This window comes from Thermosyntropha tengcongensis (assembly GCF_055381335.1).
Genome location: NZ_AP042437.1, coordinates 808489 through 835000, shown reverse-complemented (window position 1 = coordinate 835000; position 26512 = coordinate 808489). Strand labels below are relative to the sequence as shown.

General features: G+C 41.3%; 22 protein-coding genes and 1 tRNA gene. 3 read left to right on the top strand and 20 right to left on the bottom strand.

Annotated elements, in window-relative coordinates; genetic code table 11:
• Positions 1-178 precede the first annotated feature (178 nt).
• From ACZ42E_RS04025 to dapB, 8 genes are all read right to left on the bottom strand, one after another.
• Positions 179-252 (bottom strand) — tRNA-Gln (locus ACZ42E_RS04025).
• Positions 253-338: 86 nt separating this feature from the next.
• Entirely contained in the window at positions 339-2003 is a 1665-nt protein-coding gene (locus ACZ42E_RS04020) for a ribonuclease J (protein ID WP_464893170.1), read from the bottom strand.
• Between the two features lie 191 nt (positions 2004-2194).
• A complete protein-coding gene (gene dapA, locus ACZ42E_RS04015; RefSeq protein ID WP_464893169.1) occupies positions 2195-3073 on the bottom strand; it encodes a 4-hydroxy-tetrahydrodipicolinate synthase in 879 nt (292 codons plus the stop codon).
• Between the two features lie 18 nt (positions 3074-3091).
• Complete coding sequence (gene dapG / locus ACZ42E_RS04010; protein WP_464893168.1) at positions 3092-4318, bottom strand: aspartate kinase; 1227 nt, start codon at positions 4316-4318, stop codon at positions 3092-3094.
• 13 nt (positions 4319-4331) lie between these two features.
• Complete coding sequence (locus tag ACZ42E_RS04005) at positions 4332-5348, bottom strand: aspartate-semialdehyde dehydrogenase (RefSeq protein ID WP_464893167.1); 1017 nt, start codon at positions 5346-5348, stop codon at positions 4332-4334.
• Between the two features lie 68 nt (positions 5349-5416).
• Positions 5417-6022: a dipicolinate synthase subunit B gene (locus ACZ42E_RS04000; protein WP_464893166.1), complete on the bottom strand. Its 606-nt coding sequence runs from the start codon at positions 6020-6022 to the stop codon at positions 5417-5419.
• A gap of 18 nt (positions 6023-6040) precedes the next feature.
• Complete coding sequence (gene dpsA / locus ACZ42E_RS03995) at positions 6041-6955, bottom strand: dipicolinate synthase subunit DpsA (protein ID WP_464893165.1); 915 nt, start codon at positions 6953-6955, stop codon at positions 6041-6043.
• Between the two features lie 168 nt (positions 6956-7123).
• A complete protein-coding gene (dapB, locus tag ACZ42E_RS03990; RefSeq protein WP_464893472.1) occupies positions 7124-7924 on the bottom strand; it encodes a 4-hydroxy-tetrahydrodipicolinate reductase in 801 nt (266 codons plus the stop codon).
• 116 nt (positions 7925-8040) lie between these two features.
• Between dapB and ACZ42E_RS03985 the strand changes: the two genes are divergently transcribed.
• Complete coding sequence (locus tag ACZ42E_RS03985) at positions 8041-8478, top strand: universal stress protein (RefSeq protein WP_464893164.1); 438 nt, start codon at positions 8041-8043, stop codon at positions 8476-8478.
• 39 nt (positions 8479-8517) lie between these two features.
• On the opposite strand, the gene ACZ42E_RS03980 is transcribed toward ACZ42E_RS03985, so the two are convergent.
• The gene (locus ACZ42E_RS03980) at positions 8518-8961 is read right to left on the bottom strand and encodes a hypothetical protein (protein WP_464893163.1); all 444 of its coding nucleotides are present in this window, start codon (positions 8959-8961) and stop codon (positions 8518-8520) included.
• Between the two features lie 148 nt (positions 8962-9109).
• Here ACZ42E_RS03980 and ACZ42E_RS03975 point away from each other — a divergent pair, with 148 nt between their 5' ends.
• Positions 9110-10900 (top strand): Rqc2 family fibronectin-binding protein, encoded by a 1791-nt coding sequence (locus tag ACZ42E_RS03975; protein WP_464893162.1) that lies wholly within the window; start codon positions 9110-9112, stop codon positions 10898-10900.
• Between the two features lie 145 nt (positions 10901-11045).
• Here ACZ42E_RS03975 and ACZ42E_RS03970 read toward each other — a convergent pair whose 3' ends face one another.
• The 5 genes from ACZ42E_RS03970 to pyrF form a co-directional block, all read right to left on the bottom strand.
• Positions 11046-12914 carry an AMP-dependent synthetase/ligase gene (locus ACZ42E_RS03970; protein WP_464893161.1) on the bottom strand — a complete coding sequence of 623 codons (1869 nt, stop codon included), beginning with the start codon at positions 12912-12914 and terminating at the stop codon, positions 11046-11048.
• A 226-nt stretch (positions 12915-13140) separates the two neighbouring features.
• Positions 13141-14856, bottom strand: coding sequence for an acyl-CoA dehydrogenase family protein (locus ACZ42E_RS03965; protein ID WP_464893160.1), 1716 nt, complete (start codon positions 14854-14856; stop codon positions 13141-13143).
• A gap of 169 nt (positions 14857-15025) precedes the next feature.
• On the bottom strand, positions 15026-15319 hold the full coding sequence (locus ACZ42E_RS03960; RefSeq protein WP_464893159.1) for a hypothetical protein: 294 nt from the start codon (positions 15317-15319) through the stop codon (positions 15026-15028).
• Between the two features lie 24 nt (positions 15320-15343).
• A complete protein-coding gene (gene pyrE / locus ACZ42E_RS03955) occupies positions 15344-15919 on the bottom strand; it encodes an orotate phosphoribosyltransferase (RefSeq protein WP_464893158.1) in 576 nt (191 codons plus the stop codon).
• A 3-nt stretch (positions 15920-15922) separates the two neighbouring features.
• Positions 15923-16642, bottom strand: a complete 720-nt coding sequence (gene pyrF, locus ACZ42E_RS03950; protein ID WP_464893157.1) for an orotidine-5'-phosphate decarboxylase — start codon at positions 16640-16642, stop codon at positions 15923-15925.
• A 136-nt stretch (positions 16643-16778) separates the two neighbouring features.
• On the opposite strand from pyrF, the gene ACZ42E_RS03945 reads away from it, so the two are divergent.
• On the top strand, positions 16779-18080 hold the full coding sequence (locus tag ACZ42E_RS03945) for an acetyl-CoA hydrolase/transferase family protein (protein ID WP_464893156.1): 1302 nt from the start codon (positions 16779-16781) through the stop codon (positions 18078-18080).
• Between the two features lie 30 nt (positions 18081-18110).
• On the opposite strand, the gene ACZ42E_RS03940 is transcribed toward ACZ42E_RS03945, so the two are convergent.
• The 6 genes from ACZ42E_RS03940 to ACZ42E_RS03915 all read right to left on the bottom strand — a co-directional run bounded on the left by ACZ42E_RS03940 (position 18111) and on the right by ACZ42E_RS03915 (position 26467).
• Positions 18111-19022 (bottom strand): dihydroorotate dehydrogenase, encoded by a 912-nt coding sequence (locus tag ACZ42E_RS03940; RefSeq protein WP_464893471.1) that lies wholly within the window; start codon positions 19020-19022, stop codon positions 18111-18113.
• Between the two features lie 58 nt (positions 19023-19080).
• Positions 19081-19860 carry a dihydroorotate dehydrogenase electron transfer subunit gene (locus ACZ42E_RS03935; RefSeq protein WP_464893155.1) on the bottom strand — a complete coding sequence of 260 codons (780 nt, stop codon included), beginning with the start codon at positions 19858-19860 and terminating at the stop codon, positions 19081-19083.
• Positions 19861-19928: 68 nt separating this feature from the next.
• Positions 19929-23135, bottom strand: coding sequence for a carbamoyl-phosphate synthase large subunit (gene carB / locus ACZ42E_RS03930; protein WP_464893154.1), 3207 nt, complete (start codon positions 23133-23135; stop codon positions 19929-19931).
• 39 nt (positions 23136-23174) lie between these two features.
• Positions 23175-24242, bottom strand: coding sequence for a glutamine-hydrolyzing carbamoyl-phosphate synthase small subunit (carA, locus tag ACZ42E_RS03925; RefSeq protein ID WP_464893153.1), 1068 nt, complete (start codon positions 24240-24242; stop codon positions 23175-23177).
• Between the two features lie 13 nt (positions 24243-24255).
• On the bottom strand, positions 24256-25542 hold the full coding sequence (locus tag ACZ42E_RS03920) for a dihydroorotase (RefSeq protein ID WP_464893152.1): 1287 nt from the start codon (positions 25540-25542) through the stop codon (positions 24256-24258).
• The gene (locus tag ACZ42E_RS03915; protein WP_464893151.1) at positions 25526-26467 is read right to left on the bottom strand and encodes an aspartate carbamoyltransferase catalytic subunit; all 942 of its coding nucleotides are present in this window, start codon (positions 26465-26467) and stop codon (positions 25526-25528) included. The genes ACZ42E_RS03920 and ACZ42E_RS03915 overlap by 17 nt, the downstream gene beginning before the upstream one ends.
• Positions 26468-26512: the final 45 nt, after the last annotated feature.

The following is a 26512-nucleotide window of genomic DNA, read 5'->3' as shown; positions in this document are numbered from 1 at the left end:
CCCCATGCTAAATATATATGAAAAAAATAGCTGTTTGGTGAATACTTTGTAAGGGATACAAATATAATCAGAAAATCAAGTAAACCAAAAATTAATAATTAGCATTCAGTTTTCAAAAACAACTGAATATAAAAAATTAAGCCCTGTACTTTAAAGTACAGGGCTTATTTCCCTTATATGGCAGCCGGACAAGGATTCGAACCCTGGCTAACTGATCCAGAGTCAGCTGTGCTACCACTACACCATCCGGCTGCAAATCTTTTTTCATTCCCTTTGCGAGAATTATTATAATATATGAAACTTTTTTTGTCAAAGGGTTTTCAAGTAATTTTTTAAAATTAAATCTCCATAATTATAGGCAATATCATGGGACGGCGGCCTGTTTTTTCAAACAAGTGTCGGCTTAATTTATCCCGAATTTGCGCTTTGATAACTGCCCATTCGGTGATATTACGCTTCTCACAATAATCCAGAGCTTCTTTAACCCTGGCTTTTGCATCTTCTATCAGCTCTTCGGATTCACGTACATAGACAAAACCACGAGTCACTATATCAGGTCCTGCTACAACTTGTCCCTGATCGCGGTTTATAGTAACTACGACTATCATAATCCCATCCTGTGAAAGCTGTTTTCGGTCACGCAGCACTATGTTCCCTACATCTCCTACCCCTAAACCATCAACCAGAATCCGTCCCGCCGGTACTTTTCCTGCAATACAAGCCTTTTTCTTACCAACTTCTATTATGCTTCCATTTTCAGCTACAAATATTCTGTTACGCGGTATGCCAAGGCTTTCTGCAAGTCTTGCATGTTTCATCAAATGGCGGTATTCTCCATGTACCGGAATAAAATAACGGGGCCTTATTAGATTAAGAAGTATCTTTAATTCTTCCTGAGCAGCATGTCCAGAAACATGTACTCCCATATCCCGCTCATAGATAACTTCCGCTCCCTGCCTGAAAAGAAGGTCTACTGTTTTCGCTACCAGTTTTTCATTTCCTGGTATGGGAGTAGCTGAAATAATTACCGTGTCTCCTGGTTTTATTCCTACCCAGCGGTGATCTGCGGTTGCCATACGGGTTAAAGCCGACATAGGTTCACCCTGTGAACCGGTAGTAACTATAACTATTTCATCAGGCGGATACTTATCTATATCTTCCATCTCTATCATTATCCCTTCCGGGATATTCATATAACCCAATCTCTGGGCAATTTCTACATTATTAACCATACTGCGGCCTATTACGGAAACCTTCCGCCCATATTTGGCAGCAGTTGATATAACCTGCTGAATACGATGTACATTAGATGCAAATGTAGTTACTATAATCCGCCCTTCACACTTGCCAAAAAGTTCATCAAAGGTATTTCCGACTACTTTTTCCGACATCGTAAAACCTGTCTTATCTGCATTGGTACTGTCTCCGAGCATTACCAGAACACCTTTTTCTCCCAGCTCAGCTAACTTCCTGAAGTCGACAACCTGTCCATCAACTGGAGTTTGATCAAGCTTTATATCTCCGGTATGCAAAACTATCCCCACTGGAGTATGCAAAGCAACCCCCAGAGAATCAGGGATACTATGGCTTACCCTGAAAAACTCCAGTGTGATATCATCAATCTGTACTTTTTCTCGGGGAGCAACTACATGAAGCTTTACATCGTTAAGTTGATGATCCTTGAGTTTTCCTTCTATCATCCCCAAAGTGAGCCTGCTCCCGTAAACCGGGACATTTATTTCTTTCAAAACATATGGTAATGCTCCTACATGATCTTCATGCCCGTGAGTTAAAATTATAGCCTTTACTTTTTCCCGGTTTTCAAGCAAATAAGTTATATCAGGAATAACTACATCTATTCCCAGCAGTTCTTCTTCAGGAAACATTAGCCCAGCATCAATTACAATAATGCTGTTCTGGTATCGGATGGCCAGCATATTTTTCCCAATTTCCCCCAAACCGCCCAGAGGAATTATGTGAAGCCTTGCCTCATTGTCTGACACATCTTCACCTCCTTGTATTAAATTTTTTATAAAGCCGCCCTATACCCACTCACCTAATTATAGACCAACTTCCCAGGTAATACAACAAATATGATATCAATATATTTCCTTTATATATATTTTTTTCCATAAAACAATAAAAATTAGCGATAGAAAAAATCTATCCACTAATTTTTTATATATATTTAATTTTAAATTAAATTGTACTGCTTCAAAAGATCTATCAAGAATTCTTTTTCTTTTGCACCTATGCTTGTAAGAGGCAGCCTGAATCCTCCGACCTGCATCCCTCTCAAATTCAAAGCTTCTTTTACCGGAATCGGATTGGTAGTTACGAAGAGCCCTTTAAATAACGGGAACAACTTAAGATGCAGAGAAGTTGCCTTCTTTACATCACCATTTACAAAAGCATATATCATTTCTTTTATATCATTCCCCACTAAATGGGAAGCAATACTTATAACCCCATAACCGCCTACCGACATAATAGGAAGGGTTAAGGAATCATCCCCCGAATATACCAGAACTTTATCCGGCAAAAGCCGTATCAGCTTAGAAACCTGATCCATATCACCACTGGCTTCTTTTATAGCCGTAATATTTTCAATAGCCGCCAGCCTGGCTGCTGTTTCCGGTAAAAGATTGGAAGCAGTACGCCCTGGTACATTGTAAAGCATAACCGGCAGAGAAACACTTTCCGCAATAGCTTTGAAATGCTGGTAAAGCCCTTCCTGGGTTGGTTTATTATAATAAGGGCAGACCAGCATAATCCCATCTGCACCCAGCTTTTCAATTTCCCTGCTCAATTCAATCGATTGTTTGGTATTATTAGATCCGGTTCCCATCCATACCTTTACTCTATCTCCCACTGCATCCTTTACCGCTTTAAATAACGAAATTTTTTCCTCTTTAGTAAGAACCGGCGATTCTCCAGTGGTACCGCTAACTATGATTCCCTCACTGCCGTTATCAGCCAAATATTTAGCCAGTTCAGCCGCTTTAGCATAATCAACTTCAAGGTTTTGGTCATAAGGAGTTATCATGGCTGTCATTAACCTAGGAGCCGACATCTTTTTACCATCCCCCTCTTATCTACCTAATTCAAATTTATCATGCAGAGCTTTTACTGCTTTTTCCATATGTTCTCTCTTGACCAGGCACCATATATTGGTATACGAATCACCTGACTGCAGAATAGGTATGTCATTTTCGCTTAAAGCCTCAACCACCCTGGCCATAACTCCTGGAATTCCTGTCATAGCTGCTCCTACTACTGCTACTTTGGCACAGTCAAGTATTACTTCTGGATGTATATCTATATTTTCTAAAACCTCTACTGCTTTTCTAGTATTTTCCGCTCCCACTGTAAAAAGAATGACCTCTGGCTGAATGTTTATAAAATCAACACTTATCCCTGCCAAAGCCAATGCCTTAAATATTTTAAGCTCATATCCTTTTTTATCCTGTACAGTGCTCATATCGATTTTAAACTGCGAAATATTGGAGGTATAAGTTACGCCGGTAATTAAATTATCACTTATTAACTTAACTGTATCCAGGGTTCCTGTCGTTACATTAGCAACCAGAGTACCAGTATTATCGCTAAAAGTCGATCTTACTCTTAAAGGGATACTCTTCTGCATGGCAATCTCTACTGCCCGGGGATGAATAACCTTGGCCCCTTCACGGGCCAGCTGGCAAATTTCATTATAAGTTACCGCATTAAGCAATTTTGCATTTTTTACTATACGCGGATCAGCAGTCATAACTCCCTCTACATCAGTAAAAATATCAATAACCTCTGCATTAAGCGCTACTCCCAGAGCAGCTGCTGTAGTATCACTGCCTCCCCTTCCCAGAGTAGTAACTTCACCTTTTTCATCTACTCCCTGAAAACCGGCAACTACCGGTACTATCCCCTCTTTCAGGCAGTTTAGAAGGTTTTTAGGATTTACATACAGTATATGGGCATTCCCGTAATTGCTGTCTGTAACTATACCTGCCTGCTGTCCAGTAAAAAATTTGGCTTTAATTCCTCGAAAGCTGAGCTGGCTGGCCAAAAGCACCCCGGAAATAATCTCCCCACACGCCATTATTAAATCTAATTCCCTTGGAGATGGGGATGGGTTTACTTCCTTAACCATATTTATAAAAGTGTCGGTAGCGTAAACATCCCCTTCCCGTCCCATAGCTGATACCACTACCACTACCCCAACATCCTCTTTTTTAGTGGCAGCAATTATATCGCAAACCCTCTTTCTTAATTCGAGAGTAGCAAGCGAAGTTCCTCCGAACTTCTGAATAATTATTCTCAAAATCTGACACCTCTTAATACAGGTTATCCCTAACAACAATCTCCGCTATCTGTACCGCATTGGTAGCTGCTCCTTTTCTTATCTGATCAGCTACCACCCACATGGCAATTCCATTTTCTGTTGATATATCTTTTCTTATTCTTCCTACAAAAACTTCATCCTTATCTGAGGTATAAAGAGGCATAGGATAAAGCTTCTCCTGTGGGTTATCCTGGACTATTACACCAGGTGCCTTTGACAGAACTTCCCGCACCCCTTCCGGGGTTACCGGTTTATAAGTTTCCAGATTTATAGATTCTGAATGGCTTCTATAAACCGGCACTCTAACAGCAGTTGCCGCAATTTTCAAATCTGGCAGGTGCATTATTTTTCTGGTTTCCCATACCATTTTCATTTCTTCTCTGGTATAATCATGTTCTACAAACACATCTATGTGGGGAATAAGGTTGAAAGCAATAGGATACTGAAATACTGAAGGCTTCACTTCTTCTCCATTCATATAAGCCTTTACATGTTCATTCAGCTCATCAATACCTGCTTTTCCTGCTCCTGATACGGCCTGATAAGTTGATACCACTACCCTTTTTAGCCCATATTCCTTATGAATAGGGTTAATAGCAACTGTCATAATGATGGTCGAACAATTGGGATTGGCAATTATACCCCGGTGATCTTTAATATCTTCAGCATTTACCTCAGGGACTACCAAAGGCACACCCTCTTCTAAACGGAATGCGTAGCTGTTATCAATAACCAAACAGTTATTTTTTACTGCCACAGGTGCCAGTTCTTTGCTTATATCAGTCCCCACCGCGAATAAAGCTATATCAGCTTTTCTAAAAGCTTCTTCTGTTACCTTCTGTACAGTAATCACTTCATCTTTGAATTTAAGCTTGGTTCCTTCTTCCCGGGGATCAGCCAAACATATGAGCTCATTTATTTTAAAGTTGCGCTCATCAAGCACCTTCATCATTTCTTGCCCTACAGCTCCTGTAGCTCCAACTATTGCAATTGTTACCTCTCTTGCCACTTTAATTTACCTCCTGTAAAAAATATCTAATTGCTATTCTAGCATAATAATTTCTGTTATCTCAAGAATTATGCCGGACCCAGAAGCACCGGCTGAATCTGTTTCCCCTGTAAAGCTAAAATAATCGTATCTACAATCAGATCCATTTTAGCTACCAGTGAATTAGCCTTTTCCACCGGATTATCCTGTCTGAAGGGTACAAAATAGATATTCTTCATATTGAGAAGCATACCTATATTTCTTGCATTAATACCCAAAGCATCATTGGTTGATACTGCAATTACTACCGGCCTTTGATTGCGCAGTTGAGCTTTGATAGCCATTAAAGCAGGAGTATCTACTATTCCATTAGCTAACTTAGCTATAGTATTACCCGTAGCAGGAGCTACTAGCAAAATATCCAAAAGTTTATGAGGGCCAATAGGTTCAGCTCCTACTATAGTATTGATTATATTGTGTTCAGTTATTTCTTTTATTATCTTCTTCAAGTCTTCGACTTTATAAAATCGGTTATCAGTTTCATCTACTGTATATGAAAAAATAGGATAAATTTCAGCTCCTTCTTCTTTTAAAGCCCTGATTTCTGGAATAACCTCCGCCACTGTACAGTGGGAACCAGTAATAACTACCCCAATCTTAATCCCCTTAAGCCGGGCCTCTTTAGCTTCTTGCACCCTAATCTAACCTCCCTTTTAACCAAAAAGCAAACCCTTATCTACCTTAGCCAATTCATTAATAATCAGCCTCGGTATAAAATCAGCTAAAATTTTTCCTGCCGTAACAGGAGCAACTTTACCCGGAAGTCCTGGCGCAAGAATAGCTTTTAAACCATACATATTGGCTGCTTCAAAATCAGTACCGCCTGGCTGGGTAGCTAAGTCAATTATAACTATATCTGGATTAGCATATTTTAATATGTCCCTGGTTAAAACCATATCAGGAACAGTATTAAAACATATGTCTGTATGGCTTATAATATCACGTAAATCGCTAAAATCTGCCCGTATGCATCCCATTTCATAAGCCCTTGCTAACTGTCCTCCATCACGTGCTACTACCGTTACATCTGCTCCCAATGCTTTCAAAACTCTGGCCAAAGTAATGCCTACCCGGCCAAAACCTATAACACAGGTTCGGCTGCCATGAATAGTTATAGGCGTTTCTTCCATGGCAATCTGAATAGCACCCTCAGCAGTAGGTATGGAATTTAAGATGGCAAGCTCATCCATTTCTATTACTTCCAGCAGTATAAAATTATATTTTTTAGCCCATTCTTTAAGATACGGCCTGGCAGAGCCTATTATCACCAGAGCATTGGGAGCCAGCCTTTGTATTGCTTTTTCTGTCAATACCAGTTTTTCTTCAGCATATACTGCTCTTACGACTCCTTCGTTATCAGTGCCAGGCAGAGGAAGAATAACCACCTGTGCGTCCTTACATGCTTCTTCTGCACTCTTCACCACAAATGCGCCATGACCCACCTTCTCTTTAGGAAACCCTGCTACCACTACCGTTGCTCCCATTTTGACCAGTTCAGATATTAAAATTATTTCTCGATCATCTCCCCCTAGGACAGCAATTTTTGTTCCGGAAAGTACTGAACTCATAAAAATATCCCCCTTTGGGTCTTTTTTAGGGCTACAATTAATAGCAGTATATGTAAAAATATTATGGCTGGTGCTTGTCTAAGGGGTATTTAAAGGAGGTTAGACAGCAAACATAAACCATTAAAAATAGAGCCAGGAAAAGCTCCTGGCTCTATTTCCTGTCTCTTTTTAAAGCAGGTTTTCCATTCCGTAAACCAGGCCTTTTCTTCCTGCCATCTTTTTAATAACCATTACCACGCCTGGCATAAAGCCTACCCGGTCAAAAGAATCATGCCTTATAGTAAGGCTCTGCCCTATTCCTCCAAATATAACTTCCTGATGAGCGACGAAGCCAGGCAAGCGTACACTATGTATGCGGATATTGCCTATACTTCCTCCCCGGCAACCTGGTATCTTTTCAAATTCCCGTACTGTACGCGGAGGCCGAGCCCCCCATTTTTCATTTATCAATTCTGCAGTTTTTATGGCCGTACCAGAAGGAGCATCCATTTTTTGATCATGATGCAGTTCTATTATCTCGACATCTGGAAAATACTCAGCTGCTTCACGTGCAAACTTCATCATCAAAACTGCCCCGATAGCAAAATTGGGTATAACAGCTACACCTCTTTCATTCTCATAAGCCAGCTTTTCCAGCTGTTCAAGCTCCATTTCTTTCAAGCCGGTAGTTCCTACGACACAGGTAACCTTATTTTGCAAAGCTATTTTTACATTATTAAATACTACCTGGGGATTAGTAAAGTCCACCATAACATCGGGCTTTACTTCAGTAATAAGCCTTTCCAGGTCAGGATAGCAGGGGATATTTAAATCCTCAACCAGCTTGTCCACCTTTATGCTGGCATCAGCAAATTTTACATCTGCTGCCCCCACCAGTTCAAGATCATTATCAGCATTTACTGCTTTTAGAGTTTCACGGCCCATTTTCCCCAGAGCTCCTGCCACTATAACCCTTATTCTGTCTCCCATAGCCATACCTCCAATTCTCCTTAAAAAATAGTTTTATATTATTTTGCCAGCCTAGTCAAGGTTTGCTATAATTGTATACATAAAAACTTCCATATCAATATTAAGGAGGAATTATATTGGGTAAGCCTCTATTTAATAAAGTACTGCTTCCCGTCAACGATTCCCCTCAATCGGAAAGAGCTGTCCAAAAAGCTATCGAGCTTTTTCAAGCTGGAGTAATCAATAATCTGGTGCTTTTTAATGTCTACAATACTGCTGGAGTAGATATAACCAAACTGCACAGTGCGGAAAAATTGGATGAATTAAGGTCTGAATCACTAAAAATCCTGGAAAAATACCAGAAGATGCTATCTGATCATAATATCCCCTGTATAATAAAAAAAGCAGGAGGAGATCCTGCTTCCCTTATTCTCGATTTAATTGAAAATGACGGTGAATTTGACCTCATAATCATGGGCAGCCGTCGGCTTAACAAATTCCAGGAACTGGCCTTTGGCAGCGTAACTGATAAAGTAACCCGTCTTGTAAATATCCCGGTTCTGGTAATTAAATAAACATCTACTTAAAAAGAGCTTGTTAGAATACAAGCTCTTTTAAAGTTTTATATAGATTCTGGCCTTCTCAAGGATATACTTTTCTATCTCTTTCACCAGTCTTCGTTCACTGAAACTTGCAAACCTGGGGTATTTTATAACTTTTTCCAGGCTGCTTATAAACTTTCTTGTTATTCCTATTTCTGACCTTATCGCCGATAAAACCTCGTTTTCATCATCTATTCCGTAAAAACGCGCTATATCTTTAAGCACCTTTTTATCATCATTGTTCATAGCTGCTACTGCTGCATGCTCAAACAACTCATGCCTGTTCAGTTCATACTGCAAAAATTGCCTGATAAAATTAAGCCGCCTTTTTTCTTCCCTGCAGAGCAAAATCTGCCGGCTCAAATCTTTTTTGGCTTTTTCCAGGATTAATACCTTATCTAAAACATTTTTATAAAAATTACCTACCATCATCTTTTCTTCATTCCTAACTTTCAAAATATCTTTTCTCTAGTTTTAGTTCGCTATATAAAAAAATATTCCTCTATAATTCCATAAAACTTTCTTTTTTAATCCTAATAGCCCTCTTGCTTGTATAAGCAAACACTTAAATGCTATACTTTTGATGGTAAAGGGGGAGTTCTTAATGCCTTTTGACGGTTTTACCATAAAAGCAATATCCTCAGAACTTAATGAAGAATTATTGGATGCCAGAATAGATAAAATTTATCAGCCGGAAAAAGATGAAATCATCCTCACTGTAAGAAAATATAAGGGAAACACTTATAAATTGCTCATCTCTGCCAATGCTAAATGGGCACGCATGCACATAAGCACAGATAAAATGGAAAATCCCAACACCCCTCCCTCCTTCTGCATGCTCCTGCGCAAATACCTGGAAGGAGGGAAAATAAAAGCAGTAAAACAGGTTGATTTTGAGCGGATTGTACACATTGAAATCGAAGCACTGGATGACTTTCGGGAATGGAAACCCAAAACCCTGATCTGCGAATTTATGGGGCGCCATTCCAACATAATCCTGGTTAATCCTGAAACTAATACTATAATAGATGCGATAAAAAAATATGGCAGTGAATTAAGCTCCTATCGCGAAGTACTGCCCGGTAAAGAATATATAGCTCCGCCATCCCAGGACAAATTAAACCCTTCAGCTTCATCCTTTGAAGATTTTGTCTCTTTTGTATGGAAAAATAGTGACAAAACAATAGCCGAAGCACTCTTTAATACTTATTCCGGAATAAGTCCCAAATCATCAGAAGAGATATGCATAAATACAGGAATTGATCCCCATCTACCTGCAGAAGAATGCGGAGAATACGAACTCAGCAAAATATACCAAAAAGTACAGGAAATACTTGACAGCATAAATAACAAAAATTATACCCCCACAGTAATTTATAAAAACAGCCGCCATCCTCTGGATTTTGCTCCTTTTCCTATTGGCACCGCTGTCAATGTAAAAGCAGAAACTTTTTATTCTATGAATACTGCGTGCGATGAGTTTTTTAAAGAAAAAATGCGCCTTATAAGGCTGGAATCGATGAAAACCAATCTCCTTAAAAATTTAAAAGATTTTTTAAACAAAGCATACAAAAAGCAGGAACACCTGGAACAAGATTTTATGAAAGCTGAAGAAAACAAAAAATACAAAGAATGGGGAGAACTCCTTACCGCTTATGCTCACCAATATAAAAAAGGAGATACCAAAGCAGTACTGGAAGACTTCTACACCGGAGAAAAGGTGGAAATAGACCTTGATCCGCGTTATACCCCGGTTCAAAATGCCCAGAGATATTTTAAGATATACAACAAAAGCCGTAATGCTATTAAACATTTAGAAGAACTAATGCGCAAAAACCAGGAAGAGATTAATTATCTGGAATCAGTAGCCATAGCCATACGAGAAGCAGAAAGCCTGGAAGAATTAGAAGAAATCATCGAAGAAATAGAAAAGGAAGGCTACATTAAAGAAAAGAAAAAGCGGAGCAAAAATGCCATAATTAAAAGCAGCCCCCGACGCTTTATTTCCTCGGATGGTTTAGAAATACTGGTAGGAAGGAATAACAGACAAAATGACATACTAACCCTGAAACAGGCAGATAAAAATGACCTGTGGCTGCACACCAAAGACATACCAGGAACCCATGTAATAGTAAAACTGCCGCCCAAAATAAAATCTATTCATGAAGTGCCTGATGCCACGCTGGAAGAAGCTGCTGCCTTAGCCGCCTACTACAGCAAAGCCAAAGAGGCAGATAAGGTTCCTGTTGACTATACATTCCGCAGCAATGTAAAAAAACCATCCGGAGCCAAACCAGGCATGGTAATATATGACAACTACTGGACCATAATAGCTAACCCGCATGATGAAAGGATAAAAAAATTACTATCGGAAACATATACAACTTCCCCCTAAAGCCGCCTTTTATAAAACAGGACATGAATAAATAGAGCTTTTTTAAGTTCTAAATAAGAGACTGCTTTTAGGACAAGTTATCCTAAAAGCAGTCTCTCATTTAAACCAGCAATTCTATGGTAAAAAGCTTTTTTCTTTTACAATCCTATTCCTGATACATCTTGTCTATAATCTCAGCATATTTCTGATTAATTACTTTGCGTTTTACTTTAAGGGTAGGAGTAAGTTCTCCGTCTTCCTGAGTCAATTCTTTCGTAAGCAAAGTAAATTTCTTAATCTTTTCTACCTGTCCCAGGGAAACCGTACGTTTTTCGATAATTTCTGCATACATTTCTATTATAGCCGGATGGTTCACCAGATCTTCACGCGAACTATAGGAAATACCATTTTTCTGGCAGTAGTCTTCAAGGACAACAAAATTAGGAACTATCAAAGCTGATATAAACTTCTTGCCTTCACCTACTACCACGATCTGTTCTATAAAAAGCTCGTCGCCAAACAAACTCTCAATCTGCTGGGGAGATATATTTTTCCCTCCTGCTGTAATTATAATATCTTTTATACGATCAGTTATTTTTATATAAGTAAAAATTTCTCCATCTTTTTCTATCCGCTCTATTCTTCCTATATCCCCCGTTTTAAACCAGCCATCTTCAGTAAAACACTCTTTAGTAGCTTCCGGTTTTTTATAATATCCCAGCATACACATGGGCCCTTTAAGCTGTATCTCACCCTCTTCGGAAATCCTGGCCTGGCAGAGAGGAAGCATAGGCCCACACATACCCGGAATACCATGGCCGTTAAAACCTACACACACCGGGAAAAATTCGGTAAGACCATAACCCTGTATGGTATTTATCCCAAAAGCAAAGAAAAATTCATTAACATCAGGAGCAAAAGCCGCTCCTCCTACATGATACACGTCGCAGTTTTCGGTTCCCAGAGTTTTATGCACCTTGGATATAACCAGCTTTTTGGCTAAAGCATATTGAATGCGCAGGATTAAAGGCAGTCTGCGGTTGGCAGTTCTAAAATGATAAGCCTGAAGAGCAGTTTTTTCAGCCCATTTAAAAAGTTTGGCTTTTAAAGGAGGAGCCGTTTTAAGTCCTTCCTGAATATTACCATATACTTTATCCCAAATTCTAGGAACACTGGTCATAAAATTAGGTTTTATCTCCGTTATATACTCCAGAAACTGCTTGGGATCAGGACAATAGGCGATGCACATGCCTACTGTCATGGCTCCATAAGACCACATGCGTTCAAAAACATGGCTTAAAGGAAGTATAGCCATGGTTACATATCCGGGACCAACATGGGAAAAACGGGTTAAAGAAGGGTAAATACCGCTCATAAAAGTTCGATGGGAATGAATAGCACCTTTAGGGACACCAGTAGTACCCGAAGTGTAGATAAGGGTAAGAAGATCATCAGGACTTGCTTCCTGCAGGCGTTTTTTAAGTTCATCATCACGCGATGAATTTCGGCCTATAGTTATAAGCTCATCCAGATATAGGCTGTCATCTCCTTCTATTCTTATGTCCCGATCCAACGCAATAATCTTTTTAAGATATGAAGACTGTCTTTTTATTTGTTTAGCTTTATCGTACTGTACCTGATCTCCTACGAAAAGCACTTTAATTTCAGCATCTTCTATAATATATAAAGCTTCTTCAACAGAATTGGTAGCATATATGGGAACAGATATGCCGCGAACCGACAAAACAGCTATATCAGCAACAGGCCATTCTGCCCGGTTGGCCGAAAATATACCCCCGCTTTCCCCTGGCTTGAGCAAATCCAGTTCCAGGATTCCTTTGGCCGCCGCTCTAATCTGTTCTCCAAAATCTTTCCATTTGGTAGCAATCCATTTCCCTTTTACCTTCTGTTTTAAAGCATCATGTTCTGCAAATTTTTCCGCATTCTTAAGCACAAGATTGGCCAAGGTTCTATTCTCCTTTATAAAATCGTCCAGTTCCTTTTGATAGTCTCTAACCGGATTGAATCTGGTCATACATACCCTCCTTAAATATTTCTATTCGTAATAATTTTATCATAAATGTTAATTATCGTACTATACAAAATGTAATTTTATTAATAGATATTTCATTTTCTTATAAAACATAACCAGGTAAAATGAATAATTTGGCAAGCAACCCAAAAATTTTAACCATAAAAAAATGCTGTCAGCAACTATTTACTGACAGCATTTATATGAAAATTATTTATAAACCAGGTTTTTACGGATTTTGCCGGTAAACATCAACCAGGCTGTAAACTTCTTCCTTAAGGACTTTTTCAAATTCATCCCGATTGGGAACCGGCCTCTTTATCATCTTCATAATCTTTTCCAGCTGAGCATCAGTATTCTGATATTTGCCATAGAGGTTTACGGCATAAGCGGAAAAATCTCTTACAAAGAGGTCAAAAAGCTGATTCATTACTTCGTCCCTTACTCCTTCTATCTTGGCACTTTCAATGATAAGCTGGCCATAAGGTATCAGGGTAAACAGCTCTCCTACTGCCAGCAGATAGTCAAAGTCCTTCATCTGTTCACCAAGATCCTGTCCGGAAACTATAAGATATTCCTTGAAAGCTTCAATCTGTTCCATAAAGATCTTGACATTAGGCAGATGCGCCACACTGCTGTAAGCAATATTATAATCATGGAACTTGGTCTTGGCATAACCCTTGGTTGGTCCCTGGCGGAACAGGAAATCATCATTGCGGTTGTCGGTTATTCTGCCAAATTCTTCAAAAGGCTGCGGCATAAACATATAGCTGGGAATAAGTTTAGCCACCAGAGCCATATTTACATGACGGGTTCCTTCTAATTTGGGATATCCCTTTATCTCTACTGCTGCCTGTTCAAAGTAGGTATCTTTTTCAAACCCTTTAGCCGCTATGATATCAAATAACTGTTCAATTGTCCTTTCTGCTTCCGTAGAAACCTTCATTTTCATCAATGGATTGTAAAGCAGGTACCTTTTATCATTTTCATTGGCCATGCGCATATAGTCAGTTGCCCTGAGGCCAAAGAGTTTCATGGCTATAAGGCGCAGCCAGGAATCCATGAAAAGACGCCTGATATGCGGAAAATCAGTAACTCTTTTACCGTATATTATACGGTGGTAAGCATGGTTTAAGGCTTCGTAAAATGCATGGGTAGCTACCCCGGTAGAACCTGAACCTATATTGAACTTACAAATATTTATGGTATTCAGCATATCATCCCATGCCTTCTGCCCGCGGGAAATAATATCCGCTTCGGTAATGGGATAATCATGCAAAATGAATTCAGCTACAAACTGCTGGTTAAAATCAATGATATTTTTTACACACTCAAACCTGGGATGCTGGGAATCAACCAGGAAAAATACATACTCGCCGGTATCAGCAAATTTACCGAAAACTGATATAATGCTGGCAACATTTCCATTACCTATGTAGTATTTTCTTCCCCTTGCTACATAAGTACCATCGCCTACCGGATAAAGCATAGTCTCGGTAGAATAAATATCAGCCCCATGCTCCTGTTCAGAAAGGCCAAATGCACAGAGGGGATTTTCTTTTAGTATTCTGGCTGCCCGGTGTTTGGCTTCCTCATTATCACCCAAGAGAACGGGAATTAACCCCAGGTGGGATACATGGAAGGTATACCAGTAGCCACTGCCGTAGAAGCCGCATATTTCGGAAAATTCATAAAGGCGGTAGGTACTGTAATACTGGTTGGGATCCGATCCGTATCCTTTAGGAAGGAATAAGGTTTCAAAAAACCCTTCTTTAGTTACAAATTCTTTAAAATCATTGCAGAATTCACGATTGTGATAGGCTTCTTTTTGTGCTGCCAGACCTTTGTTTTCAAACCATTCAATCGTTTTAAGCATAATTTCTTTTGAACGTTCGTCCGGGTAGTTTCTATCCCGGTACTGTTTAGGATTAAGCAATAAATTCACATTAAGCCCTCCCCGCTATAAATTTTTCATCGCATATTATTACTAATCGAAAATTCTTATTCATATTATACCACGCAAAATAAATTATAGTACAATTTATTTAAATAAATTACACAAAAAAATAAACCGGGGAATCTACCCGGTTTTTTGTTTTTTGCTTCATATAGTATCATATAACTTCAAGTGTTCCGTCATCATGTCTTATAACCTGATTTCCTTCCTCCAATATATATATCTTGCGGTTTTTATGATCAACAGCTATATCCCTGTTAATAAGAGTAGTTATTTCCTCTGGAGTCACCAGAGTTCTTATTCTTACTCCATTGTCATAATATTGAATATAAAGTTCTTTATTATTTTTTACTACCTTATCCTGCACACAGTGCTTATAAGGCTTTAGAAAAACATATTCATAGCCGCCTTCTACAAATTCCATCTCCTGCCCATTCAAGAAAACCCGCAAAAGCCTCACCCCTGTATGCAAAATTTAGCTGCGGCTTCCCGGTTTAACCGCTGGTATCTCACCTGCCTTACACAAAGGGCAGTTATCAGCTTCCCAGGACTCAATATGCATGGTAAGTACCGCTTCTTTCCTCACTCCAAAATCTACACTGCCTCCGCTCCGGTCTACCAGCACGCCAACTCCAGCTACTATTCCTCCCATCTGCTCAACAACTTCCATGACTTCCCGTACTGAGCCGCCGGTAGTGACCACATCTTCCACCACTAAAACCTTTTGTCCCGGTTTAATATTAAAACCGCGCCTTAGCTGCATAACCCCGTCTTTTCTTTCTGTAAAAATGCCGGGAATTCCCATCTGTCTTGCCACTTCATAAGCTACTATAATTCCTCCCATAGCTGGCCCAATCACTACATCAATATCTTCATCCCTGAATTTTTCTGCCAGGTGCTGAGCCAGTTTTTCCGTATAGCCAGGATACTGAAGGACCAGGGCACACTGCATGTACTGATTGCTGTGCCGTCCGGAAGTGAGTATAAAATGCCCATTAAGCAAGGCTCCTGCCTCAGTAAAAATCTTTACTGCTTCTTCATGTGTCAGCATATATTACCCCTCCAGTTCTTTTATAATTTTTTCAGCTGCTTCCCTTGGATTATCAGCTTTCGTTATAGGCCTTCCGATAACCATATAGTCGGCTCCTAATTCCAGGGCTTCTTTAGGAGTAGTTATCCTTTTCTGGTCATTTTTTTCCGACCAGGCTGGCCTTATACCTGGGGTTACTATTTTAAAATCAGGTCCGCAGGCTTCTCTTATAGCTCTGATCTCATGAGGTGAACATACTACCCCTTTAATTCCTGACTCTTTAGCCATAACTGCCCACTTTAAAGCTACTTCCTCCAGCTTCATCCCGGTAATCAGCATATCGTTCTCCAGCTCATCCTGAGAAATACTGGTAAGAACCGTAACCGCCAGGGTTATAGGAGGTATAATCCCTAAACTTTTGGCTTCTTTCTCCACCTCTTCCGAAAGCTTTCTCATCATTTCCCTCCCTCCGGCAGCATGTACATTAAACATATAACAGTTAAGGCGAGTCATAACCTTGCCTGCTTCCGCTACCGTATTGGGAATATCATGAAACTTTAAATCAACAAATACCTTTCCTCCCAGATCATTGATGGCCTTTACAATATCAGGGCCGCTGCTGTTGTAAAGCTGCATGCCTACCTTAAAAGCACCCACATAATCTTTTAATTCCTTTACCAGCCCTAATGCCTCTTCTCTTGAAGATACATCCAGGGCCAGTATTATCCTTTCTTTTGCCTGCAATTTTTAAACCTCCTTTATATTATAAACTTTACCTGGGTATAATGTATTTTTAATTCTACATACTTTACATTAACGTAATATCAGTATATATTTTTATACATATTACCTTATTAAAATATTTGGGGGGATTAAACTGATGACCAACCGCTGGCACATGGAATACCAGCAAAAACTTACTACTGCCGAGGAAGCAATAAAACTCATAAAAGATGGTGACTATGTTTACTGTGCCTTATGTGCTGGAGAACCTCCTGCGCTTCTGGAAGCCATAGGCAAAAATGCCAGTTGTTTTAATAATGTGACAGTTATGCAGATGCTTCCTACCAGAGAATATACCTATCTTACTCCTGAAAATGTGCCTTATGTCAGGCATAACTCCTGGTTTTCCGGGAAAAGCACCCGCAAGGCAGTTAACGAAGGCTGGGCTGATTATACTCCACAGCATTTTCACGATAGCTGCTATCTTATGCGCGACGGCCTGGTCCCGCTTGATGTTTATATTGCTGCAGTAAGCCCTATGGATGATCGAGGTTATTTTTCCCTGGGAGCCTCGGTATGTTATGCCTTTGATGCCATAAAAAGAGCCCGCACAGTTATATTCGAAGTCAATGCCAACATGCCCAGAACTTACGGTAACACCTTTGTACATATTTCAGAAGTCGACTGTATTATTGAAAATACCTGCCCCATGCCGCAAATAAGGTCAGCAATGCCTGACGAAATTCAAAAACAGATTGGCTATAACATTGCTGAACTTATTGAAGACGGTTCTACTGTTCAACTGGGCTTTGGCGCTATTCCCATGGCTATGTCAGAATTCCTGAAGGACAAAAAAGATCTGGGCATACATACGGAAATCCTGGTAGATGCCATGGTCGACCTGGTAGAATGCGGTGCAGTAACCAATCACAAAAAATCAATCCATAAAGGGAAAATTATAGGTACTACTCTGGTCGGAACAGATAAAATATACAACTACTGCCATGAAAATCCCTTAGTGGAACTGTATCCTGTTGACTATACCAACGATATTAGCATTATAGCTTCCAATAATAAAATGACTGCCATAAATGCTACCCTGGAAGTTGACCTTTTTGGCCAGTGTGTATCTGAATCTATTGGCTACCAGCACTACAGCGGTTCCGGGGGACAAGCTGACTTTTGCCGCGGTGCTGTAAAAGCCCCGGGAGGCAAAGCTATTCTAGCTCTTCCTTCCACTGCCAAAAATGATACCGTTTCCCGTATTGTACCCTGTCTAAAGCCAGGAGCAGCAGTAACGGTAGGGCGCAATGATGTTGATTACATAGTGACCGAATATGGGGCTGTTCGCCTGCGGGGTAAGTCCCAAAAACAGAGAGCTGAACTTTTGATATCCATAGCCCATCCCAACTTCCGCGATGAACTTAAATTCCATGCCCGCAAAATGAATTTGATTTAATATAAAGATGCAGGCTAGCCTGCATCTTATTTATTTTATCACCGCCAAACCCGTTAATTCCCGCACCGATTTTATATTTTCTTCCCTTAAATAATTTTTTATCCCTTCCACTATTTCCAGAGCCAGACGCGGATTTACAAAATTGCCCGTCCCTATAGAAACAGCACTGGCCCCTGCGAGCATAAATTCAACTGCATCCTTATAATTCATAATTCCTCCCCCACCTAAAATAGGAAGCTTTACTTCCCTGTAAACCTGATAAATCATGCGCAGAGCAACAGGCTTTATAGCTGGTCCGGATAATCCTCCAAAAATATTGGCTAAAACCGGTTTTTTCTTTTTTATATCAATTGCCATCCCCAGCAAGGTATTAATCATGGAAAGCGCATCTGCCCCCCCTGCTTCTGCTGCTTTTGCTATCTCCACTATGTCAGTTACATTGGGAGAAAGTTTTGGTATAACCGGAAGTGAGGTTTCTTTTTTTACCGCTTCCACCACTTCCTTCACCGTATCCGGATTAGTTCCAAACTGCAATCCCCCCTTTTTGACATTGGGACAGGAAATATTAAGCTCAATGGCTGCTACCCCTTCACTGGCCTCAATTTTGGCTGCTATACGTGCATAATCCTCCACTGTATTCCCGGCAATGTTGGCAATTACGGTAACCCCTTTATCCCTTAGATAAGGGAGATATTCTTTAAGGAAAACATCTATTCCCGGATTCTCAAGACCTATGGCATTAAGCATACCAGCCGGTGTTTCAGCAATACGGGGAAAAGGATTGCCGCTTCGCGGTTCCAGAGTAGTCCCTTTAACTATTACCCCTCCGATTTGTGATATATCTATAAAATCCTCATATTCCAGGCCATAGCCAAAGGTTCCTGAAGCTACCGTAACCGGATTCTTAAGCTTAAGCCCCCCTAAATCTACTGAAATATCTATATCGTTTTCATAATTTATTTTGTTAATGTGGTTTTTCACCTGAAAACCCCCTTTCTTCTTACAGCACAATCCCCTGCATGTCGAATACCGGACCATCCTTACATACCTTTACATAATACTCATCATCCGGTTTCAGCTTGCGGGCACACCCCAGGCAAGCACCTACTCCACATGCCATATGCTCTTCCAGGGATACTTCTCCGGGGATTCCATTCTCTTTTGCATATTTTTGCACCAGAGCCATCATAGGTTCTGGACCGCAGGTATAGATAAAATCCAGCTTATCCGGAATAAATTTCTTATTTAAAAGGTCAACCACCAATCCTTTATACCCTGCACTCCCATCTCTGGTGGCAACCATCAAATCAACCTCCATTTTTCTCAAGCGGTCAAAAGCCACCAGTTCTTCCCTTCTCTCCGCCCCATACAGGACAGTTACCCGGCATCCCTTTTCTTTTAAAACCCTGGCCAAATATACTAAAGGAGCTATTCCTACCCCTCCTCCCACCAGGAGCACTTGCTGGTGGCTGTTAACAGAAAACCCCTTGCCTAAAGGTCCCATAACATCAACATTTTCTTTTACCCTTATCCTGGTTAAAAGCTCTGTTCCCCTTCCTACCACTTTATACAAAAGACTGACACTGCCCAGTTTTTTATCTACATCATAAATACTCAAAGGACGCCGCAGCAGGGGGTCCATAGTATCTCCCACTTTTACATGTACAAACTGTCCGGGCTTACAGGAAGAAGCAATTTCAGGGGCTACAAATTCCACCTCATAAAAATCTTTTCCCAGCCGGTTATGAACAATAACCAGGCCTTTCTCCACTGTAGGCATAAAATAATACCTCCATACAACTTAGTTTTCTTAAAAAGGGGACGAAAGGAATATCCCCTTCGTCCCGGTTATTTATTTACATACTCATTTAAAGATTTCACCTGCATATCTTTAAGCCTGATGCCTTCCCTCAAAACTTTTTCTACTACCTGCAGGGTATCCAGCGAGGTAAGACAGGGTATATTAAGTTCCACAGCTGCCCTGCGTATATGGAAGCCATCAGTAAAGGGACCTCTTGCCTGGGTTATGGTATTTACCACAAAATCAACCTTTCCACTTCTCACCAAATCGACAATATTGGGAGAGCCCTCCTGCATTTTCTTTACTACCTCTGCTTCTACCCCTGCTTCTTTAAGCGCTCTGGCCGTCCCTTCAGTAGCTACTATCTTGAATCCCATCTGGTAGAAGCTCTTGAGTATGGGCATGGCTTCTGCCTTATCCTTGTCAGCAATGGTCGCTACCAGGGTCCCCTTTTCGGGAATATTTACACCTGCTGCCAGCAGGCCTTTATATATAGCAGCATTAAGATCCCTGTCAATTCCCATTACTTCACCGGTAGACTTCATTTCCGGCCCTAAAGTTATATCTACTTCATGCAGTTTGCCAAAAGAGAATACCGGTACTTTTACCGCATAAAAATCAGGTTTGGGTATTACACCACCTTTATATCCCTGATCCTTGAGGCTCTTTCCGAGCATAATGCGGGTAGCCAGCTTTACCATGGGAATACCCGTAATCTTGCTTATAAAAGGTATTGTGCGGCTGGACCGCGGATTTACTTCCAGTACATAGAGTTCATTATTATATTCTACAAACTGAATATTTATAAGCCCTTTTACCTTTAACTCCCTGGCCAGCTTTATCGTATAATCTATCACTTTTTGCTCAATGTCAGGACTTATATCAAAGGCAGGAAAAACTGCCATACTATCACCGGAGTGAACGCCTGCCCTTTCTATATGCTGCATTATACCGGGAATAAGAACTTCTTCCCCATCACATACTGCATCTACCTCTATCTCTTTGCCCAGAAGGTATTTATCTACCAGTACGGGATGTTCCCGGTTAACCTTCACAGCAGTAGCCATATACTGCTTTATTTCATCTTCATTGTGTACTATTTCCATAGCCCTCCCACCAAGTACATAGGAAGGCCTTACCAGAACCGGATAACCTATATTTTTGGCTGCTTCTACCGCTTCTTCTACCGTAAAACAGGTTTTTCCAGGAGGCCGCGGAATACCCAGTTTCTCAACCATCTGGTCAAAGCGTTCCCGATCTTCTGCCCGGTCGATACTGTCATAGGAAGTACCCAGTATATTTACACCTGCTCTGTAAAGAGGCCCGGCCAGGTTTATAGCGGTCTGCCCGCCGAACTGCACTATAACCCCTTCCGGTTTTTCCCCATCTATAACATTCATTACATCCTCATACACCAGAGGTTCAAAATACAGCCTATCTGAAGTATCAAAATCGGTACTTACCGTTTCCGGATTATTGTTGATGATAATAGCCTTTTTCCCTTCTTCTCTTAAAGCCCACACCCCATGTACAGAACAGTAGTCAAATTCTATCCCCTGCCCTATCCGTATAGGACCTGAGCCGATTACCAGGACTTTATCGCCTTCAATTTCAACTGCCTCATTTTCTTCTTCATAGCAGGAATAGAAATAGGGGGTTTCAGCATCAAATTCAGCTGCGCAGGTATCCACCAGTTTGTAGGTAGGAAGGATTCCTGCTTCCTTTCTGATTCTGCGCACATCATCTTCTTTTATTCCTTTGAGTTCTGCTATTTCCGCATCGGAAAAACCAAGCTTTTTAGCTTCCCTCAAAAGCTCTGCCGTAAGCTCTTTTTCCTTCAGTTCCCCGTAAAAATCTATAATATTCTTTATTTTCTTGAGAAAATATTTATCTATACGGGTAATATCCCATATCTCTTCGATCGAAAATCCCCGGTTAAAAGCTTCCGCAATTATGAAAATCCTTTCATCATCTGCCTCTTTTAAGCGCTTGATAAGCAAATCATTATCTATACTGCGCAGATGAGGAAGCCTTAAGCCATTAAGCCCGATTTCCAGGCAGCGTATCGATTTCAGGAAAGCTGCTTCGAAACTGCGGTCTATAGCCATTACTTCACCGGTTGCCTTCATCTGGGTTCCCAGCCGGCGGTCGCCAAACACAAACTTATCAAACGGCCAGCGCGGAACCTTCAGCACCACATAATCGACAGCCGGTTCAAAACAGGCAGTTGTCTTGCCGGTAACCGCATTAGGAATTTCATCCAGCGTATACCCTATGGCCAATTTGGTAGTAACCTTGGCAATCGGATAACCGGTAGCTTTGGAAGCCAGGGCACTGGAACGGCTTACCCGCGGATTTACCTCAATAACATAATATTTCTTGCTGAAAGGATCCAGGGCAAACTGGATATTACATCCTCCTACCACCTTGAGGGCACGGATTATCTTTAAGGAAGCTGCCCTTAACATCTGATATTCTTCATCTGTCAAAGTCTGGGCAGGAGCTACCACTATGCTGTCTCCCGTATGAATTCCTACGGGGTCCACATTTTCCATACTGCATATAGTTATACAGTTGTCATTAGCGTCCCGCATAACCTCAAACTCAATTTCCTTGTAGCCAGCAACGCTTTTTTCGATTAACACCTGGTTTATAGGGCTGTTTTTAAGCCCCTTGGTGGCTACCCTGCGCAGTTCTTCCTCATCCGAAGCAGCCCCACCTCCGGTTCCTCCCAGGGTATAAGCAGGCCTTACGATTACCGGATAGCCTATCTCATCCGCAAACGCCACTGCTTCCTCTACGGAGTGAACAATGGCACTTTCCGGTACAGGTTCTCCTATCTCCAGCATAGTCTTTTTAAAATACTCCCTGTCCTCTGCTCTGGCTATGGCATCAAGATGCATCCCCAGAAGCGGCACTCCGGTTCTTTCATATACCCCTGCCTTTTCCAGAGCCAGAGCCATATTAAGCCCGGTTTGGCCACCCAGATTGGCAATTATTCCATCCGGTTTCTCTTTTTCTATTATTTTCTCCACAGTCTCTACCGTAATAGGTTCAAAGTAAACATGGTCAGCGATTTCCAAATCAGTCATAATAGTAGCCGGATTAGTGTTGAGAAGAACTACTTCAATCCCTTCCTCTTTCAAAGCCCTACAGGCCTGAGTTCCGGCATAGTCAAACTCTGCTGCCTGTCCTATAACTATGGGGCCTGAACCTATAACCATGACCTTCTTCAAGTTTTTATTAAGCGGCATTTTTATCCCCTCCATAAATCTATCTAAAAATCTATCTATCTAAAACATGCTTATAAACTGCTCGAACAAAAATCCTGTTTCACTGTAGCCTGGATAACCTTCCGGATCAAACTGCGCGGAAAAAGCCGGCAGCTTTTCATGTTCAACTGCTTCTATAGTGTGGTCATTGAGATTGCGCATGGTAACCTTGAGCCCGGTACCGCCAATCGTCGATTCATCTATACAATATCCATGATTTTGAGTAGTTATATAAACCCTTCCGTTTGCCAAATCCTTTACTGGCTGATTTCCTCCCCGGTGTCCGAACGGAAGCTTATTGATCCTGGCTCCCAGAGCCAGGGCTAAAATCTGGTGACCCAGACCGATACCAAAAACCGGCTTCTTCCCTAAAACTTCCCGGCAAGTATTTATCGCATAAGGTACCGCAGCAGGATCTCCCGGTCCGTCAGATATAAATATCCCATCCGGGTTTAAGTTTAATATTTCATCAGCGCCTGTATCAGCTGGAACTGCAACCACTTCACATCCCCGGCGGATAAAAGAATCAATTACTCCCCTCTTGGTACCCAGATCTAAAAGCACTACCCTTTTTTTACCTTCACCAAACTTCATCATATTTCTGCGGGTTACATACTTCACCAGGTCTCCCTTGAGCTCTTCCTCTTCCTTTCTGGCCTTTTCTACCAGCCATTCTTTATGGCTGATATCAGCTGTAATAACCCCTCCCATAATCCCTTCATTTCTCAATACTCTGGTAAGGGCACGGGTATCAACCTCAGTAAGGACTGCCACTTCACTTTTATTTAGAAAGCTTATAAGGTCAGTCTCCATTTCATAATGGCTGGGGAAATCAGTGGCTTCCCGCAAAACCAGCCCTTTAACCATGGCTCCCCGGGAAGCATAGCTCTTCTCATTGAAACCTACATTGCCTACCAGGGGATAAGTCATAACTACTATCTGTCCGTAGTAAGAAGGATCTGTTATTATGTCCTGATAGCTTATCATGGCCGTAGTAAAAACTACTTCCCCTCCCGCCATCAGGCAGTCATTTAACAGCTTGCCTTCAAAAACCCTGCCGTTTTCCAGTACCAGGTAACCTTTTTTCACCTTTCTTCACTCCTTATGCCTTAATTTCTCCACCTTCAAAAACAATCTTGCCGTTTACTATTGTCATAAAAGGCCACCCTTTAAAGCTCATACCTTTAAAAGGCGTATTTTTACCTTTGGAATAAAATTTCTTAGGTTCCACCTCTTTGATGATTTCCGGGTCAATTACGGTTATGTCCGCTTTCCCTCCCGGGGTCAAACTTCCTTTATCTATCCCCAGAATAGCTGCTGGCTTTACAGTATAGGCTTCCACCCACCGCCTAAGGGATATTTTGCCCTCCTGTACCAGCTTCATGCTTGCCGGCACCGCTGTTTCCAACCCGGATATCCCAAAAGCAGCCATGTTATATTCACAATCCTTGGCTTCCATTTCATGAGGGGCATGGTCAGTTGCTATGCAGTCAATCACTCCTTCGCTGAGCCCTTTTATTAAAGCCTCTACATGTTCTCTTGACCTTAAAGGAGGGTTGACCTTGGTATCAGCATCATAGGAACCGACTGCTTCATCAGTCAGCACCAGATGATGGGGAGTAACTTCACAGGTTATATTTACCCCTTCTTCTTTGGCTCTGCGTATCAGTTCCACACTGCCAGCGCTGGAAACATGACAGATGTGCACCTTAGCTCCCGTAAGTTTGGCCAAAATTATATCCCTGGCTACCATAACCTCTTCTGCTGCTGCCGGTATGCCCCTTAGTCCATAGTAGGTAGAATAAAAACCTTCATGCATCTGTCCGTCTCCTGCCAGTTCCTTATCTTCGCAGTGGGAAAAAACAGGCAGTCCAAACATTTTGGCATACTCCATGGCATAGCGCATTATGTCTGACCGTTTAACCGGTTTGCCGTCATCGGATAAGGCTACGCATCCTGCCCGGAAAAGCTCCGCTATTTCGCCCAGCTCCTGTCCCTCCGTCCTTTTAGTAATCGCACCTATCGGAAGGACATTTACTATTCCCTTTTTCCTGGCCTGTTCCTTTATAAAGCTTATCACTGCCTTATTATCCGCTACCGGCTCCGTATTGGGCATGCAGCAAACAGTAGTGAAACCTCCGGCTGCTGCTGCTCTGGTTCCTGAATATATATCTTCTTTATATTCAAAACCAGGTTCCCTTAAATGTACATGCAGGTCTATAAATCCTGGACATACCAGCTTTCCCCGGGCATCAATATTTATACAGTTCTCTGCATAAATATTCTCTGCCGTTTCTATTATTTTATCATTTTCCACCAAAATGTCCAGCACTTTATCCAAATTATTTGCCGGATCAATTACTCTGCCGCCTTTAATTAGCAATCTCATCCTTAGCTCCTCCCATCATCAGATATAAAATAGCCATCCGGACTGCTACCCCATTGGTTACCTGTTCCTCAATAATTGAGTAGCTTCCTTCAGCAACAGCACTCGATATTTCAACCCCTCTATTCATGGGGCCGGGATGCAGAACCAGCACATCTTCTTTGGCCAGGCGCAGATGTTCTGGCTTTATCATATAAAGGCTTGCATATTCATCCAGGGAGGGGAACAAACCCTTCTGCTGCCTTTCTCTCTGAATACGCAGCACATTTATGACATCTACTCCTTTTAAGGCTTGTTCCAGGGAATAATAGCTTTTAACCCCCAGTTTTTCAACTTCCGGAGGGATAAGGGTGGAAGGCCCTACCACCCGTACCTCACAGCCAAATTTGGTAAGTCCATAGATATTGGACCTGGCTACCCGGCTGTGCAGTATATCCCCTACTATGGCTACCTTTAGCCCTTCCAGCGTTTTTTTCTTTTCCCTTATGCTGTACATATCAAGTAAAGCCTGGGTAGGATGCTCGTTGGCTCCGTCACCCGCATTTATAACCCGCATTTTAGTATTGCGGGCTACATAATGGGGAGTTCCGCTTACCGAATGGCGCATAACCATAAGGTCAAACCCCATCATTTCCAGAGTCCTTATCGTATCCCTAAGGCTTTCTCCCTTCTGCACACTGCTGGTGGAAACTGCCAGATTAACCGTATCAGCACTCAGATATTTGCCTGCCAGTTCAAAAGAAGTCCGGGTACGGGTGCTGTTTTCATAAAAAACGGTTACCACCGCTTTTCCTCTTAGAGTAGGCACCTTTTTTATATCCCTTTTAAGAATATCTTTCATGGGAACTGCGGTATCCAGAATAAGTTCAATCTCTTCCCGGCTTAAATCCTTAAGTCCCAACAGATCTTTCCTCTGCTCAAATTTCATTTTATCCCGCCTCCTAATTCCGCTTTAATTAAAAAAGCCTTTCTT

Coding starts and splice junctions, on each gene's coding strand:
- dapA (WP_464893169.1), bottom strand. CDS start 3,073: ATGTCGGCTCCTAGGTTAATGACAGCCATGATAACTCCTTATGACCAA.
- dpsA (WP_464893165.1), bottom strand. CDS start 6,955: ATGAGTTCAGTACTTTCCGGAACAAAAATTGCTGTCCTAGGGGGAGAT.
- dapB (WP_464893472.1), bottom strand. CDS start 7,924: ATGGGAGACAGAATAAGGGTTATAGTGGCAGGAGCTCTGGGGAAAATG.
- ACZ42E_RS03975 (WP_464893162.1), top strand. CDS start 9,110: ATGCCTTTTGACGGTTTTACCATAAAAGCAATATCCTCAGAACTTAAT.
- ACZ42E_RS03970 (WP_464893161.1), bottom strand. CDS start 12,914: ATGACCAGATTCAATCCGGTTAGAGACTATCAAAAGGAACTGGACGAT.
- pyrE (WP_464893158.1), bottom strand. CDS start 15,919: ATGCTGACACATGAAGAAGCAGTAAAGATTTTTACTGAGGCAGGAGCC.
- ACZ42E_RS03945 (WP_464893156.1), top strand. CDS start 16,779: ATGACCAACCGCTGGCACATGGAATACCAGCAAAAACTTACTACTGCC.
- ACZ42E_RS03935 (WP_464893155.1), bottom strand. CDS start 19,860: ATGCCTACAGTGGAGAAAGGCCTGGTTATTGTTCATAACCGGCTGGGA.
- carB (WP_464893154.1), bottom strand. CDS start 23,135: ATGCCGCTTAATAAAAACTTGAAGAAGGTCATGGTTATAGGTTCAGGC.
- ACZ42E_RS03920 (WP_464893152.1), bottom strand. CDS start 25,542: ATGAGATTGCTAATTAAAGGCGGCAGAGTAATTGATCCGGCAAATAAT.
- ACZ42E_RS03915 (WP_464893151.1), bottom strand. CDS start 26,467: ATGAAATTTGAGCAGAGGAAAGATCTGTTGGGACTTAAGGATTTAAGC.